This window comes from Novosphingobium indicum (assembly GCF_014645195.1).
Classification (GTDB): domain Bacteria; phylum Pseudomonadota; class Alphaproteobacteria; order Sphingomonadales; family Sphingomonadaceae; genus Novosphingobium; species Novosphingobium indicum.
In genome coordinates, this window is sequence record NZ_BMLK01000001.1 from 176,826 (window position 1) to 190,911 (window position 14,086).

At 64.6% G+C, this 14,086-nt stretch carries 15 protein-coding genes; 8 read left to right on the forward strand and 7 right to left on the reverse strand.

What is annotated here, in order from left to right; genetic code table 11:
• Positions 1-19 precede the first annotated feature (19 nt).
• Both IEX64_RS00815 and IEX64_RS00820 read left to right on the forward strand, forming a co-directional pair.
• Positions 20-430 (forward strand): group II truncated hemoglobin, encoded by a 411-nt coding sequence (locus IEX64_RS00815; RefSeq protein WP_188817279.1) that lies wholly within the window; start codon positions 20-22, stop codon positions 428-430.
• 42 nt (positions 431-472) lie between these two features.
• Positions 473-1,120 carry a YoaK family protein gene (locus IEX64_RS00820; RefSeq protein WP_188817281.1) on the forward strand — a complete coding sequence of 216 codons (648 nt, stop codon included), beginning with the start codon at positions 473-475 and terminating at the stop codon, positions 1,118-1,120.
• Here IEX64_RS00820 and IEX64_RS00825 read toward each other — a convergent pair.
• From IEX64_RS00825 to IEX64_RS00850, 6 genes are all read right to left on the reverse strand, one after another.
• Positions 1,104-1,382: a DUF167 domain-containing protein gene (locus tag IEX64_RS00825; protein ID WP_188817283.1), complete on the reverse strand. Its 279-nt coding sequence runs from the start codon at positions 1,380-1,382 to the stop codon at positions 1,104-1,106. The two genes, IEX64_RS00820 and IEX64_RS00825, sit on opposite strands and share 17 nt — an antisense overlap.
• Positions 1,382-1,942: a gamma carbonic anhydrase family protein gene (locus tag IEX64_RS00830; protein WP_188817285.1), complete on the reverse strand. Its 561-nt coding sequence runs from the start codon at positions 1,940-1,942 to the stop codon at positions 1,382-1,384. The genes IEX64_RS00825 and IEX64_RS00830 overlap by 1 nt, the downstream gene beginning before the upstream one ends.
• Positions 1,942-4,161 (reverse strand): spermidine synthase, encoded by a 2,220-nt coding sequence (locus IEX64_RS00835; RefSeq protein WP_229709993.1) that lies wholly within the window; start codon positions 4,159-4,161, stop codon positions 1,942-1,944. Before IEX64_RS00835 ends, IEX64_RS00830 begins: the two co-directional genes overlap by 1 nt.
• A complete protein-coding gene (locus tag IEX64_RS00840; protein WP_188817287.1) occupies positions 4,158-4,718 on the reverse strand; it encodes a GNAT family N-acetyltransferase in 561 nt (186 codons plus the stop codon). Before IEX64_RS00840 ends, IEX64_RS00835 begins: the two co-directional genes overlap by 4 nt.
• Entirely contained in the window at positions 4,711-5,706 is a 996-nt protein-coding gene (gene hemB, locus IEX64_RS00845) for a porphobilinogen synthase (RefSeq protein ID WP_188817603.1), read from the reverse strand. The genes IEX64_RS00840 and hemB overlap by 8 nt, the downstream gene beginning before the upstream one ends.
• A gap of 74 nt (positions 5,707-5,780) precedes the next feature.
• On the reverse strand, positions 5,781-7,415 hold the full coding sequence (locus IEX64_RS00850) for a M23 family metallopeptidase (RefSeq protein ID WP_188817289.1): 1,635 nt from the start codon (positions 7,413-7,415) through the stop codon (positions 5,781-5,783).
• 197 nt (positions 7,416-7,612) lie between these two features.
• Here IEX64_RS00850 and IEX64_RS00855 point away from each other — a divergent pair, with 197 nt between their 5' ends.
• The 5 genes from IEX64_RS00855 to IEX64_RS00875 all read left to right on the forward strand — a co-directional run bounded on the left by IEX64_RS00855 (position 7,613) and on the right by IEX64_RS00875 (position 12,209).
• On the forward strand, positions 7,613-10,165 hold the full coding sequence (locus tag IEX64_RS00855; RefSeq protein ID WP_188817605.1) for a helicase-related protein: 2,553 nt from the start codon (positions 7,613-7,615) through the stop codon (positions 10,163-10,165).
• 61 nt (positions 10,166-10,226) lie between these two features.
• On the forward strand, positions 10,227-10,517 hold the full coding sequence (locus tag IEX64_RS00860) for an RNA-binding S4 domain-containing protein (protein WP_188817291.1): 291 nt from the start codon (positions 10,227-10,229) through the stop codon (positions 10,515-10,517).
• Positions 10,518-10,535: 18 nt separating this feature from the next.
• On the forward strand, positions 10,536-10,874 hold the full coding sequence (fdxA, locus tag IEX64_RS00865) for a ferredoxin FdxA (RefSeq protein ID WP_188817293.1): 339 nt from the start codon (positions 10,536-10,538) through the stop codon (positions 10,872-10,874).
• A gap of 356 nt (positions 10,875-11,230) precedes the next feature.
• Positions 11,231-11,764, forward strand: coding sequence for a CarD family transcriptional regulator (locus tag IEX64_RS00870; protein WP_188817296.1), 534 nt, complete (start codon positions 11,231-11,233; stop codon positions 11,762-11,764).
• A 121-nt stretch (positions 11,765-11,885) separates the two neighbouring features.
• Entirely contained in the window at positions 11,886-12,209 is a 324-nt protein-coding gene (locus tag IEX64_RS00875) for a hypothetical protein (RefSeq protein WP_188817298.1), read from the forward strand.
• Between the two features lie 6 nt (positions 12,210-12,215).
• Here IEX64_RS00875 and IEX64_RS00880 read toward each other — a convergent pair whose 3' ends face one another.
• Positions 12,216-13,163: an L-threonylcarbamoyladenylate synthase gene (locus tag IEX64_RS00880; RefSeq protein WP_188817300.1), complete on the reverse strand. Its 948-nt coding sequence runs from the start codon at positions 13,161-13,163 to the stop codon at positions 12,216-12,218.
• Between the two features lie 49 nt (positions 13,164-13,212).
• Between IEX64_RS00880 and IEX64_RS00885 the strand changes: the two genes are divergently transcribed.
• On the forward strand, positions 13,213-14,064 hold the full coding sequence (locus IEX64_RS00885) for a DUF815 domain-containing protein (protein ID WP_188817302.1): 852 nt from the start codon (positions 13,213-13,215) through the stop codon (positions 14,062-14,064).
• Positions 14,065-14,086 lie beyond the last annotated feature (22 nt).

Sequence of the window (14,086 nt, forward strand, 5' to 3'; positions counted from 1 at the left end):
CGTACGGAGAGTTCAGCCTGTGACCGTCGACGCGCCTGCCAAGCCGACCGCCAATCCCAATGCGCCGTTCTACCGCCTCGGCGGAGCGCCCGTATTCGAGGCGATCTGCAACCGCTTCTACGATCTGATGGAGCAGGACCCGGCCTATGCCGAACTGCGCGCCATGCACGCACCTGACCTCGCGCCGATGCGCGAATCGCTGCCCAAGTTCCTTGCCGGTTGGGCCGGAGGCCCGCGCGACTGGTTCGAAGCCAATCCGGGCCGCTGCATGATGAGCATCCACAAGCCCTTCACCATCACCAAGGACACTGCCGGCCAGTGGGCCGAGGCGATGGAACGCGCGATCGCAGACGTCGCCCCCGAACCCGCAGACATGGCCAAGGCCATGGGCGAAGTGCTGGGCGATCTCGCACGCGGTATGGGGCGCTGATCCCCCTCGTCAGTCGGTATTCGGGGCGCTAAAACCCGCCCTGTGCATAATCTCGATCGACCCCGAAAGACACTGGCGGCCTTTCTCTCCGCACTCGCGGGATATGTCGACGCTGTCGGCTATCTGTCGGCGGACCGATACTTCGTGTCGTTCATGTCCGGTAACACCACGCGGTTCGCGACCGATCTGATTACCGAGGGGGTCCGTGCCGCTATTCCTGCGCTGTTGATCACAGGATTCGTGCTGGGCGTGGCGGCAGGCAACGTCACCGCCTACAAGGCCGGGCCGTGGCGCAAGCCGGCGGTGCTCTCGCTGGTGACGTCACTCCTGCTGCTGGGCGGAATCTGCACGGCACTGGGTTATCGCTCGGCCATGATGGGCTGCCTCGTGCTGGCCATGGGGGCGCTCAACAACGCCCTGCAGCGGGATGAGATCCCCGTTCCGCTGACCTATCTTACTGGGGCACTTGTGCGGATCGGGCAAGCATTGGGCACGGCCATCACCCGGCGGCGCGACCAGACGCCAGCCTGGCCATTTTTCGCCATGTGGGCCTCACTCGCCGGGGGCGCAGCTTTCGGCGCACTCGCATTCCTCTCGCTTGGACGGGCGAGCCTGTGGATAGGGGTTATAGCCTCCGCCGTGCTGACACTGGCCGGATATCGGATCGCACGCGCTAACCTTCGATCCTGAACTGCTTCTCGCGCGAAGTTGCGCCGCGCAACAGCTCCAGCCGGGACGGCGCCAGCCCCAGCGCTGCTGCGAGAAGCCCACGAACAGCATTGTTGGCCTTGCCGCCTTCGGGTTTAGCTCGAACTTTCGCGAGCAGGCGCCCTTCGGAAATCTCCAGCGCCTCCACGCGCGCGCCCGGCGTCACGCGCACGGCAAGCCGGTCTCCGTCCACCAGCGCGCGAACGGCCTCTGGATCGGGCAAGACGGCTTTCGGCTTGGCCATCAGTCCTTCAGGCCGAGCGCCTCGGCATGCATGCGGCCATTGATGACGTAGCCGTTCACCCCGGCCTGGTTGCCCTCGACCGCGGCATCATCGAGATCGCGCAGGTACTTGGCCGGGCGGCCCATCCAGAGCTGGCGCGCACCGATGCGCTTGCCGGTGAGCATGGCCCCGGCGGCCAGCATCCCGTCGCTTTCGATATAGCTGCCGTCCATGACGATCGCGCCGAGGCCGACGAAGGCGCGGTCCTCCAGCGTGCAACCATGCACCATGGCCATGTGGCCGATCAGCACGTCCTCCCCGATGATCGCCGGGAAACCGTCCGGATTCGAAGGCTTGGGGCTGTCGCAGTGAACGACGGTACCGTCCTGAATGTTGGTCCGTGCCCCGATTACGACGCGGTGCACGTCGGCACGGATCACGCAGTTGTACCAGACGCTGGCATCAGGCCCGATTTCCACATTGCCGATGATCCGGCAACCCGGCGCAATGAACGCGCTCGAATGGATTTTCGGGGCCTTGCCGTTGATCGCGGCCAGGGTGATGTCGGTACGCTCAGTCATCACAGCTCCAGTATCTTCTCCCAGCGGATGTAGGGCAGGATCGATGCATAGTCATCCCTCCAGACCCGGCCGGTCGGCGGATCGAGCGGTCTCCATGCCACGTCGGGACGGTGCGCGCGCATCCGATCCAGCACCTCCGGGGTGCGGGCGAGCGCGATCCAGCCGGAATAGGTCAGAAGCCGCGAGTCGTACTGCGGGTCCATTCGTAGCAGCGCCGCCATGCCGCGTTCGCGCGCGATGGCCGACAGCACCGGCTCGAGATCGATGAACCGGTTGGAGATATGGATCAGCAGGATACCATCTGACGTCAGCGCGCGCTGATAGACCCCAACCGCTTCCGCCGTCAGCAGATGCAGCGGAATCGAATCGGAGGAAAACGCATCTATCGCGAGCGCGTCGAAGCTGCCGGGTGGTTCTTTCTCCAATTGCAGCCGCGCGTCGCCGATAACGACGCGGGCATCGGGCGCGCAGACCTTCAGGAACGTGAAGGTGCCCTTACGGGAGAAGGCCTCCACCACCGGATCGATCTCGAAGAAGGTCCAGTCCTGTCCCGGCTGGCGATGGCAGGCCAGCGTTCCCGTGCCTAGCCCGACCACGCCGACGCGCGCGCGGTCCCCATAGAGCGCCGGCACCGCATCGAACGCCAGACCCACGCCCGATGTGGGACCATAGTAGCTGGTGAGTGCACGCTCCTCGCCCGGCCGCGTCGATTGCTTGCCGTGGAGCGTCGTGCCGTGGACGAGGTAGCGCTGCTCACTCTGCTTGTCCTCGCGCACATTGTAGATGCCGAAGTAGCTGCGGGTACGCGACCCTTCCAGGCTGCCCATCATTGTCAGCGCGCCGCCTTGCCCGACCATCGCCATGGCCAGTACCGCGACGAACAGCGGACGGAAGGGCGTCAGCATCATGCCGATCCCGACGAGGAACACGGTGGTGATCAGCGCAGCGAAATGGGTGCTGGCCTCGTACGAGAAGTCGTAAAGCTGCTTCGAGAGAAAAGCGGCCATTGCCACCAGCAGGATCACGGCGAGACGGAACGAGGCAGGCTCCATGCCTTCCTTCTCATGCCAGCGAAGCAGCGGTTCGAGCGGCATCAGCATGGCGGCGGCGAGCAGCAGCAACGGATGTTCCCACACCCAGTCGAACACCAACGGCGCTATGAGCGCGGTAAACAGGCCGCCCAGCGCCCCGCCGAGCGACATGAAGAAGTAGAACCTTGTGAGATTGCCCGTACCCGGTCGCAGGTCATAAAGCCGCGAATGCAGCGCGGTCGCCACGCAGAACAACAGGACGCATGGCCCCAACAAGCCCCACACCCCGTTGATACCGGTGGAAAGCATCGCGTAGCTGCCGGCGAAGACCATCACGATCGGCGCCACCAGCGTGATGGCACGCGCAGCCTGCCGCCGATCGGCGAAGGCAAGGCTGAAGCTGAGCAGGTAAAGGCCGAGCGGGATAACCCACAGCAGCGGGACGGCCAGAATGTCGGTGGTGATATGCGTCGTTGTCGACAGCATGAGCCCGGACGGGACCGCAGAAAGCGCAAGCCACAGCAAGATGCGGCGCAGCGCAATCGCTTCGCGCGGCAAATCTTCAACCCGGTCCTTGCCGGCATCCAGGCTCTTTCGCCGCGCCAGAATGCACAAAGCTACCAGCACGACTAGCAACGCATACCCGCTTGCCCATGCCCAGCTCTGCTGGTCCAGCGTCAGGAAAGGCTCCGCCAGCAGGGGATAGGCGATCAGGCCGGCGAAACTGCCGAGATTGGAGGCCGCATAGAGCGCCCATGGCGCGCCCGCCTCGGGACCGGCCGCAAACCAGCGCTGCATCAGGGGAGCCTGCGCGGAGACGACCACGAAGACCGGCCCGATGCTCAGCCCCAGCAGCAGCGGCACCCAGAGCACCTCGCGGCCCGCTCCGGAGATTGGCAAGTCCACCAGGGCAACAGGCAGGGTCAGGGCAGCGAGGGCAAAGACTGCCAGGTGGATCAGGCTCTGATAGCGCAGCGATACTTTGCCGAGAAAGTGCGCGTAGCCATACCCGGCGAGCAGCAGCCCCTGATAGACCAGCATCGCGCTGTTCCAGACGTTGGGCGATCCGCCCAGCCTCGGCAGGGCCATGCGCGCCACCATCGGCTGCACCAGAAAGAGCAGGATACTGCCCAGCAGGATTGTCGCCACGAAGAGCGGGCGATGGGCAGCGGCGGCCGAACGCGTCACGCCGTGCGCGAGTCCCAATCCTCGCGCGTGACGCTGTAGGTGACATGCCGCAGCAGCGGACTCGCAGGATCGACCTTGGGATGGTCGAAGTCGCCTTCCGCGAGCCGCGTCATCCCCATGCGCTCCATCACCGCGCGGCTGCGCTGGTTACCGTCGCTGGTGATTGCATAGACGGCAGGATCGGGCAGGTTGGCAAAGGCCCAGTCGATACTGGCCCGTGCCGCCTCGCTGGTGTAGCCCTTGCCCCAACAGTCGGCGGCCATGCGCCAACCGGCTTCAGGCTGATCGACTACCGGACCGACACTGCCGCGAATGATCCCGCACCAGCCGATCAGCCGTGCATCCTCCCTGCGCTCCATCGCCCAGAAGCAATGCCCGACATCGGCCTGCAATCCCTGCATCCGGGCAACGAGCGCTTCGGTCTGCTCATACGAAAGCGGAGCACCGAGCGTCGCCATGACGGTCGGGTCCGAGCAGATCGCATGAAACGCCGGGACATCCTCGTCACGCCAGCCTCGCAGGACCAATCGCTCGGTTTTCAGGCAGAAGTCAGCCATTGAGGAGACGGGCGGCGTGGGCGGCATGGTAGGTCAGCACGCCCGAGCACCCCGCGCGCTTGAATGCGAGCAGCGTTTCCAGCACCAGAGCATCGCGCTCGCCCGCGCCTGCGGCCACGGCAGCCTCGATCATCGCGTATTCGCCGGAGACCTGATAGGTGAAGACCGGAACTTCGAAGGTCTCCTTCACCCGCCGCACGATATCGAGATAAGGCAGGCCTGGCTTGACCATGACGCTGTCGGCGCCCTCGGCGAGGTCCATTTCGACCTCGCGCAGGGCTTCCTCGGCATTGGCCGGGTCCATCTGGTAGGTCTTCTTGTTGCCCTTGAGCAGACCGCCCGAACCGACCGCATCGCGGAACGGACCGTAAAAGGCGGAGGCGTATTTCGCCGCGTAGCTCATGATCTGGACATTGCGATGGCCCCCATCCTCGAGCGCATCGCGGATCGCACCGATGCGGCCGTCCATCATGTCCGAAGGGGCAATGATGTCAGCCCCCGCCGCCGCCTGGTTGAGCGACTGGCCGACGAGCATTTCCACCGTCTCGTCATTGAGGACATAGCCGGCCTCGTCGATCAGCCCGTCCTGCCCGTGGCTGGTATAGGGATCGAGCGCCACATCGGTCAGCAAACCGATGGAATCGCCGAGCGCATCGCGAATCGCACGGATCGCACGGCACATCAGGTTGTCCGGATTGAGCGCTTCCTTGCCGTCCTCGCTGCGGCGGTCGGGCTGGGTGTTCGGGAACAGGGCGAGACAGGGAATGCCCAGATCCACAGCCTCTTTGGCACGAACCACGACCTGATCGACGGACCAGCGCGACACCCCGGGAAGCGAGGCAACGGGCTGTTCGATGGCATCGCCTTCGGTGATGAAGAGCGGCCAGATCAGGTCTGCAGGCGCAAGCTGCGTCTCGCGGTGCATGGCACGGCTCCAGGCCGTGGCGCGCACGCGGCGCAGGCGGGTGTGGGGATAGGTTCCGGACATGGCCGGGTGATTGCCGGAAAATGCCTTGCGGTTCAATTGCGCAAGATGCGCCGCGACTTGCGCAATCGGCGTCGTCAGCCGACCTTCTTGGGTGCCAGCCGGTCGATCTCGCGTTCTGCTTCGGCATGGGCGCTCGTAACCGGGGCGATCGTGCCAAGCGCCGCGCCCGGTTCAACCGTCAGCAGGGACTTGAGGCGGGCCTTGAAAGCCTCGCGTTCCTCGCCCGCGATCTGCGGCCGCGACATGATGCTGAGACCGGCGGGATTGATGGTGTGGCCGTTGCGATAGGCCTCGAGATGCAAGTGCGGTCCTGTCGAAAGGCCGGTGGAACCGACATAGCCGATCACCTGCCCGGCCCGCACATGCGTGCCCGAAGAGACGGCAATACGGCTCATGTGCGCGTAGCCCGTGCCGAGCCCGCCGCTATGTTGAATCCGCACGTATTTGCCATGCCCGCCATGGCGGCCGGCATAAGTAACGGTCCCATCGGCGACAGCGTAGATGGGCGACCCGTAGCGGGCACCGAAATCCAGACCCGCATGCATACGCACGTACCCGAGGATCGGGTGACGGCGCATGCCGTAGCGCGAGGTGATGCGGCCCGCGACCGGCTGACCGATCGGCACCGCGCGGGGCCTGTCGATCGAGGATGCCGAGAACATCTGGTCACCCTTGCCCCAGCGCAGCAACTGCAACCGCGGCTTTCCGTCGCGCTCGATGCCCGCATAGAGCAGCTTGCCCACCTGACGCTCGCCCTTGGCCGAGCGCTTGTAGGCGACAATCATGTCGTATTCGTCCGACGAGCCGATATCGTCTTCAAGCCTGAGATACTTGTCGACGGCCTGCAGGTACGACTGGATCGCCGCAACTGGCGCGCCGGCGTTGCGGGCAGAGCGGTAGAGACTCGAGCCGACCGTTCCGCGAATGCGCAGCGGCGTCTCGTCCACGGCGATGGGGTGACGAACGAGGGACAGGTTGCCGTCGTCGCCGCGTTCGATGGAGAGATCGAGATCGAACCGCGCACGGAAATCGATGGCATCGAGCGCACGCGGCGCGTTGGGTGCGGCACGTTTGCCCAGTGTAATGTCGAACTGGGTACCCGATGCGATGTCGTTCACGGGCAAAGCATTGGCGACGAGTTCGGAAACGCGCGAAATGTCGCTTCCGCCCACGCCGGCCCGCTCGAGCATGCGGCCAAAGCTGTCACCCTGCCCCAGCGTCGAGACCAGCTGGATGGTCGGACGCTCCGGAACGTGCGCAAGCGGTTTCACCAGAGTGCTTGCGCCCATGTGACGGCCACTGTCGGCACCGAGCGCCAGTGGCGCTATGCTCTGGCTGCGGAACTCGTCGCGTTCGCGGTGTTCCACCGGCATGGCGGTAGCCGCTTCGACTTCGGAAAAGTCGGGCCACAGGGCGATCGCGGCAGCGCTCAATCCCAGGAATGTGGCGAGGCCGCGCATCCATTTGCGACTACCGATCTCGCTGGCGAGGTCAGGCGCAAGATCGACATGCGCGCACCAGGCTTCGAAGCGGCGGCAGCGATCTGCGAAACGGTCGAACAATCCCGGGCGTTCAGCGGGCTCATCGGGAGCATGGAGCCAGACTTCCTCCGGCGACGCCGGAGCGGCAACGACCTGCGCATGCGAAAGGGATGCTGCCTCTGCGCCATCGCGGATATATCCGCCGTTTTCTTCAAGCGCCTTGAACAAAACGCCCCGCTTCCCGTTTAAACTGCGTGTGCAACCCGTGGATCCCCTTCAACGGGGAGAAGATCCAAATGCGGACCTTCGCCATTTTTTCTGCCCGCTCAAGGTTAATGCACCCCTAATCCTGTGGATTCTTGCCGGGTTTTTCGGTGAGCCGACACTTGCGAGCGGCAGGCGGGGGTGCCACATTCACACGCGAGATGGTTCACGCTCCGCACGTCTCCTCACGTCAGGACACCCCAAGCGGGGTGAAGGCGGTGCTCGGGCCGACGAATACCGGCAAGACGCACCTCGCCATCGAACGCATGTGCGCGCATTCCAGCGGCATGATCGGCTTTCCCCTGCGCCTGCTGGCGCGCGAGGTCTACGACCGGGTCTGCCACATCAAGGGCGAAAAGAGCGTCGCGCTGATCACCGGCGAAGAACGCATCGAGCCCAAGGAAGCGCGCTACCTGCTGTGCACGGCAGAAGCGATGCCGATCATGGACCGCTCGATGGCCTTCGTCGCCATCGACGAGGCGCAGCTCGCGGCCGACCGCGAGCGCGGCCATGTCTTTACCGACCGCCTGCTGCATGCACGCGGCCGCGAAGAGACGATGATCCTCGGCTCCTCCACTCTTGAACCTATGGTCAAGGCGCTCGTGCCCGAAGCCGAGATCGTCACCCGCCCGCGCTTTTCCACGCTTACCCATGCCGGCGCGAAGAAGCTCAGCCGCATTCCGCCGCGCAGCGCCATCGTCGCGTTTTCGGCCGAGCAGGTCTATGCCATCGCGGAAATGTTGCGCCGCTTCCGGGGCGGAGCCGCCGTCGTCATGGGAGCGCTCAGCCCGCAGACGCGCAATGCGCAGGTCGAGCTCTACCAGTCGGGCGAAGTGGACTATCTGGTCGCCACCGACGCCATCGGCATGGGGCTCAATCTCGATGTCGAGCATGTGGCCTTTGCCGGCCTTTCCAAGTTCGACGGCCGCCGCCATCGCCGCCTGACCACAGCGGAAATGGCGCAGATCGCGGGTCGCGCCGGACGTCACCAGAAAGACGGCAGCTTCGGCACGCTGACCGGGTCGGGCGGACACGATTCCGAATTCGAACCCGAAGAAATCTACGCCATTGAAGAACACCGTTTCGCACCGCTGACAAAACTGTTCTGGCGCGAACCCGAACCGCGTTTCGACAGTCTGGAACGACTCATCGCCGATCTCGAGACGCCGCCGCTGCGCCCGGAACTGGCGCCCGCACCCGAAGCGATCGATCTCGCTGTGCTCAAGCGGCTATCCGACGACCCGCAGGTGGCCGAGACCGTGCGCAATGCAGCGCAAGTGGAGCGCTTCTGGGATGCCTGCCGCCTCCCCGATTTCCGCCATCAGGGCGTGGAAACGCATTCGCGCTTCGTCGCCCGGCTCTGGCAGGACCTGCGCGAAGGCGAACTCGGCGCCGATTTCGTGGCCGGACAGATCGCCCAGCTCGACCGCACCAGTGGCGATATCGACACGCTGCAGGGACGCATCGCCGCGATCCGTTCATGGGCCTACATCGCACAGCGACCCGACTGGGTCCTGGCGCGCGATGAGATGGCCGCCCGGGCCCGTGCAGTCGAGGCTCGACTCTCCGATGCGCTTCACGGCAAGCTGACTGAACGATTCATCAATCGCAGGACCGCTGTACTTATGAAGAAACTGGGGCCCGACGCGGGGCTGTTGTCCGTCCGTCTGGAGGACGAGGAAGTTCTGGTGGAAGGCGAGCATATCGGCTCGCTGCGCGGATTCGCGTTCAAGGTCGATCCCGGTACGCGATTGTCCGATCGCAAACTGCTGCTCGCAGCCGCAGAGAAACACCTCGCCTCGCTGCTGCAGGAGCGCGCCGATGCCCTGTCCGATGCCATCCACGCCGGAACGGCAGAGATCACGCTGGAAGACGGCGCTCTCGTCTGGGACGGCGAAACGATCGCCACGCTCTACGCCGGACGCTCACTGCTCACGCCCGTGCTCGTGCCGGACCGGACGCTGGATGCCATTCCCGGCCCATCGCGCAAGGCGCTGGTGGCAGCTCTCGAAACCTGGCTGGAAAGCGCACTTTCGCCGCTCGATCCCTTGCGCAAGCTCGATGAAGCGAGCCGCGCCGAAGATGCCGGCCCGGAACTGCGCGCCCTGCTGATCACGCTGGTGGAACGTGGCGGGATGACGTCACGCGAACAATCGGGTGTCGACAAGCTCGACAAGCAGCGGCGGACCATGCTGGCGAAGCTCGGCGTTCGCGTTGGAGCGCTGGATCTGTTCGTGCCGGCCATGCTCAGGACCCGGCCCATTGCCTTGTGGCAACTGCTCGCCCGTCTTGCCGGCAAGACGGGAACGGGCGGCAACCCAGAGGCGGAAATGCCGCCCGCCCTGCCCGCAACCCGCCACGGCCGCGTGCCCGGCTACCGCAATCTCGGCAAGCAATTGGTCCGGCTCGACATGGCGGAAAAGCTCCTGCGCGAAGCGCATGAAGCGCGCAGTGCGGAAAATGCCCGCGATTTCAAGCTCGATCCGGCACGGGCGGTCTCCATGGGGCTGACGACCGGCAGCTATTCCAAGCTGCTGCGTCTTGGCGGCTTTCAGGCAATCGTGCCGCCGCCTCTCGCGGAAGAAGCCCACGGGCCCCCTGCCCCGGTGCGCTGGCGCTGGCGGCCTCCCCGCCGACAGGCGCGGCAGCAGGAACATCCGGCCCGTGTACGCAAGGACAGTGCCTTTGCCGCGCTCGCGGACATGGTGCGGTGATACGCCGGCCGCTCGCGATCATCCTGGCAGATGGAAGCGGTGCCTGCCGAAGGGCGATTCAGTGAGGGTAGACAAGCTGCTTTGGTATCTGCGGCTGGCAAAGACCCGCCCCGTCGCCCAGGCGATGGCTGAAGGCGGCCACATGCGGCTCAACGGCCGGAGGGTGGACCGTGCCCACCAGAAGATCGCGACCGGAGACGTGCTGACCATGCCCGTCGGCGGCGCCGTGCACGTCATCGAGATCATCGCCCTTCCACCGCGCCGCGGACCCGCGCCCGAAGCAAAAGCCTGCTACAGAGTGCTTGACGGACAGGCCGTTGATCCCATAGCAGCGTCCGTCAACGATGCCTGAGAGAAGGAATTTGCAGCCATGACCTATGTCGTCACCGACGCATGCATCCGGTGCAAGTACACGGATTGCGTGGAGGTCTGCCCCGTCGATTGCTTCTACGAAGGCGAGAACATGCTCGTCATCAACCCCAGCGAATGCATCGACTGCGGCGTGTGCGAGCCCGAGTGCCCGGCCGAAGCCATCCTTCCGGATACCGAGAACGGTCTGGAACAGTGGCTTGAGCTGAACACCAAGTATTCGGCCGAATGGCCCAACCTGACCTCCAAGAAGGATGCGGCCCCCGATGCCGATGACTTCAAGGACGAGGAAGGCAAGTTCGAGAAGTACTTCTCGGCGGAGCCGGGCGAGGGCGATTGATCGCTGCGGACGAAAGTCCGTCAAGCCCCTGACATTTCACGGGACGGTCTCATTTTTGACTGCCCCGTGATCGATATGTCCGTATCGAAATCGGACGATTGCGCTTCCGCTGGGTGAGCCGGAGGGATTCCTCCGCTCGCCTCTGGATATTTTGTCACATCGATGCTATATAATGTGTCAACTGCCCGGGCGGTCTGCTCGTCTGGCAGGCGTTTTCATTGCGAGGCAGGGTTCGAAAGCAAGCGGTTGGGAGAGTGATCTGACCGGGCGGCGGAGGTTTTGCCTCCAGGTCGCACGCCCCCCGGAACACCCTCCGCTACAAATTGCATCGCCCCCTGCAGGTGAAAGGACGATACATGGCAACCAAGGCCGACGCCTTCGATGTTGGAGACTACGTTGTATACCCGAAGCACGGTGTTGGCCGTGTGATTGAACTGCAAAAGCAGGAAATCGCCGGGATGCAGCTCGAACTTTATGTTCTGCGTTTCGAGAAAGAACGCATGACGCTGCGTGTTCCGATGAACAAAGTGGAATCGATCGGCATGCGCAAGCTGTCTTCGGACAAGACGCTGCGCGAAGCGCTCGACACCCTCAAGGGCAAGCCAAAGGTAAAGCGCACCATGTGGTCGCGCCGCGCGCAGGAATACGAAGCCAAGATCAATTCGGGCGATCTCGTTTCCATCGCCGAAGTAACCCGAGACCTGTTCCGCGCCGACGATCAGCCGGAACAGAGCTATTCCGAACGGCAGATCTTCGAGGCGGCTTCGTCGCGCCTGGCCCGCGAACTAGCGGCCATGGAAAAGACCGACGAGCCGGCCGCGCTGCAGAAGATCCTCGCGATCCTCAACGAGCACGCGCCGAAGTACTACGAGAGCGCCGAAACCGCCTGATCCGGCGTTTTTCGATGCACAGGAGGCCGCTTCCGCAAGGAGGCGGCCTTCTTGCTTTGAGTCTTTGGCTTTCAGGCAATCGTTCATTGCCCCGTTACCCCGATCATGAGATGACCCGGGCATGAGAGCCCCCCGTCTTCTTCCCGTTCTGGGCATTTGCCTGCTTCCCATGCTGTCGGGCTGCATTGCCAAGACGGCAGCAAACGTCGTGACTGCGCCGGTTCGCGTGACCAGCAAAGCCGTGGACATGGCCACGACCAGCCAGTCCGAAGCCGACGAAAAGCGTGGCCGGCGCATGCGGGAATACGAGGAAGACCTGGGCAAGCTGGAACGGCGCTATCAGAAGCATATGCGCCAGTGCGACGACGGCAGCGATTCCGCCTGTCTCAAGGCGCGCAACGACTATGCGGACATCCAGCAGCTTCGCGCATCGGCGCCTTACTGAAACGCCTCAGGCTGCCGCGCGGCGCAACCGGTCGTTGATCGCGGTACCTATGCCGTCGTGCGGAATCGGCGCCACGGCAATCCGCTTCTGCTGGGAAGCCGCCGCTTCATGCAGGAGCGCATAGAGCCGGGCGGCCGCTTCATCGAGATCGCCCGATGCCGACAGCGTGACGTCACCAGCGACATCGCCGAAACCGATGTGGAACTCGTCCGCCTGCGCGGTGGGGGCATCGAGACGCACGGGCTTTCCCGGCGCGTAGTGGCTTGCAAGTTGTCCGGGGGCCTCGATCGCCTGTGACGTCACGGCCTCGCTCGAGGTCCCGAGCACGGCAGCAATGCGCCTTTCGGAGATCGGTCCCGGACGGAGGACCTGCCAGCGCCCGCCTTCGCGCAGAGCGATGATCGTGGATTCGAGCCCCGCTTCGCAGGTACCCGCGTCGATCACGGCATCGATCCGATCCTCCAGCGACGAGACGACATGCGCCGCATCGGTCGGGCTGACACCGCCACTGCGGTTGGCCGAGGGCGCTGCCAGGGGCAGGCCCGTCTCCGCAATCAAGGCGCGCATGACCGGATGAGCCGGACACCGCAGCGCGACTGTTGCAAGCCTTGCCGTGACAGCAGCTGCCACTGGCGCATCATCACGCAGCGGCAGGACCAGAGTCAGCGGCCCCGGCCAGAACGCGTCCGCAAGCTGCAGTGCACGTGCATCGAACGTCGCCAGTGCCTGTGCCGCCTCGAGGCCGGCAACATGAACGATCAGCGGATTGAAACTCGGCCGCCCCTTGGCCTTGTAGATCGCAGCCACGGATTCGTCGCGATCCGCACGCGCCGCAAGGCCATAGACTGTCTCGGTGGGCACCGCGACTAGTCCACCCTCGCGCAGGATTCGCGCCGCCTCGGCAATTCCTTCCCGATCGGGCGTCAGAATGGCGGGTCGGCTGGCGTGATCCATGCCCCGCCGCTATAGCCGCGCGCGACGAAAGCCAAGGAAAAGCGTGCGAATGACATCCCCCTCGCCCGATCAGACTGCCGATCAGACCGAACTTCTCGCCCGTATTGCCGAAGCGCTGGACCGGCTGGCGCCGCCGCCTCTCGCATCCTGCGACTGGCTGAGGCATCCGGCCTATGTCTGGACGGGTGAAGCGGCCCGACCCGTGCCGGTGCTCGATGCTCCTGCGCTCGGCCTGCTGCAGGGTATCGACGATCAGAAGGATCGGGTCGTCACCAATGTCGAACGCCTAGCTGCAGGCCATGCCGCCCACGACATGCTGCTGTGGGGATCGCGCGGCATGGGCAAGTCCGCGTTGCTGCGCGCCGCGATCCGTTCGGCGCAGAACGTCCATCCCGGCAGCATCGCCCTGGTGCAGGTCGCGCAGGAAGCGCTCTCGGGCGTCGCTGGCCTGTTTGCAACTCTGGGCAAGATTGAACGCCATTTCCTCGTTTTCATCGACGATCTGGGCTTCGAGGAAAACGATGGGTCCGGCCCGCGATTGCTCCGTTCCTGGCTTGAAGGCGGCGTCGAGGCACGCCCCGGCAACGTCCGTCTCGCAGTGACCTCGAACCGCCGCGCGATCGTGGCCCGCAACATGTCGGAGCAGGACGATCCCATAAATCCGCGCGATGCCGTCGATGATCGTCTCGCCCTGGCCGACCGTTTTGGTCTTTCGATCGGCTTCCACAATTGCGATCAGGACGCCTACCTCGCGATCATCGCAGGCTATGCGCGCGCGTTCGGCCTCGACTGGGAAGAAAGCGACGCGCTGGAATGGTCGCGCCGCCGCGGTGCCCGTTCGGGACGCGTGGCTTGGCAATACGTCAACGAACTCGCCGGCCGCGCGGGCAAGACCATCTGATCACCGATCTGGCCAGGCCGGA

Excerpts from the sequence above, each read along its gene's own strand:
- fdxA (WP_188817293.1), top strand. The coding sequence starts at position 10,536 with ATGACCTATGTCGTCACCGACGCATGCATCCGGTGCAAGTACACGGAT.
- IEX64_RS00830 (WP_188817285.1), bottom strand. The coding sequence starts at position 1,942 with ATGACTGAGCGTACCGACATCACCCTGGCCGCGATCAACGGCAAGGCC.
- IEX64_RS00855 (WP_188817605.1), top strand. The coding sequence starts at position 7,613 with ATGGTTCACGCTCCGCACGTCTCCTCACGTCAGGACACCCCAAGCGGG.
- IEX64_RS00875 (WP_188817298.1), top strand. The coding sequence starts at position 11,886 with ATGAGAGCCCCCCGTCTTCTTCCCGTTCTGGGCATTTGCCTGCTTCCC.
- IEX64_RS00885 (WP_188817302.1), top strand. The coding sequence starts at position 13,213 with ATGACATCCCCCTCGCCCGATCAGACTGCCGATCAGACCGAACTTCTC.
- IEX64_RS00840 (WP_188817287.1), bottom strand. The coding sequence starts at position 4,718 with ATGGCTGACTTCTGCCTGAAAACCGAGCGATTGGTCCTGCGAGGCTGG.
- IEX64_RS00880 (WP_188817300.1), bottom strand. The coding sequence starts at position 13,163 with ATGGATCACGCCAGCCGACCCGCCATTCTGACGCCCGATCGGGAAGGA.
- hemB (WP_188817603.1), bottom strand. The coding sequence starts at position 5,706 with ATGTCCGGAACCTATCCCCACACCCGCCTGCGCCGCGTGCGCGCCACG.
- IEX64_RS00825 (WP_188817283.1), bottom strand. The coding sequence starts at position 1,382 with ATGGCCAAGCCGAAAGCCGTCTTGCCCGATCCAGAGGCCGTTCGCGCG.
- IEX64_RS00870 (WP_188817296.1), top strand. The coding sequence starts at position 11,231 with ATGGCAACCAAGGCCGACGCCTTCGATGTTGGAGACTACGTTGTATAC.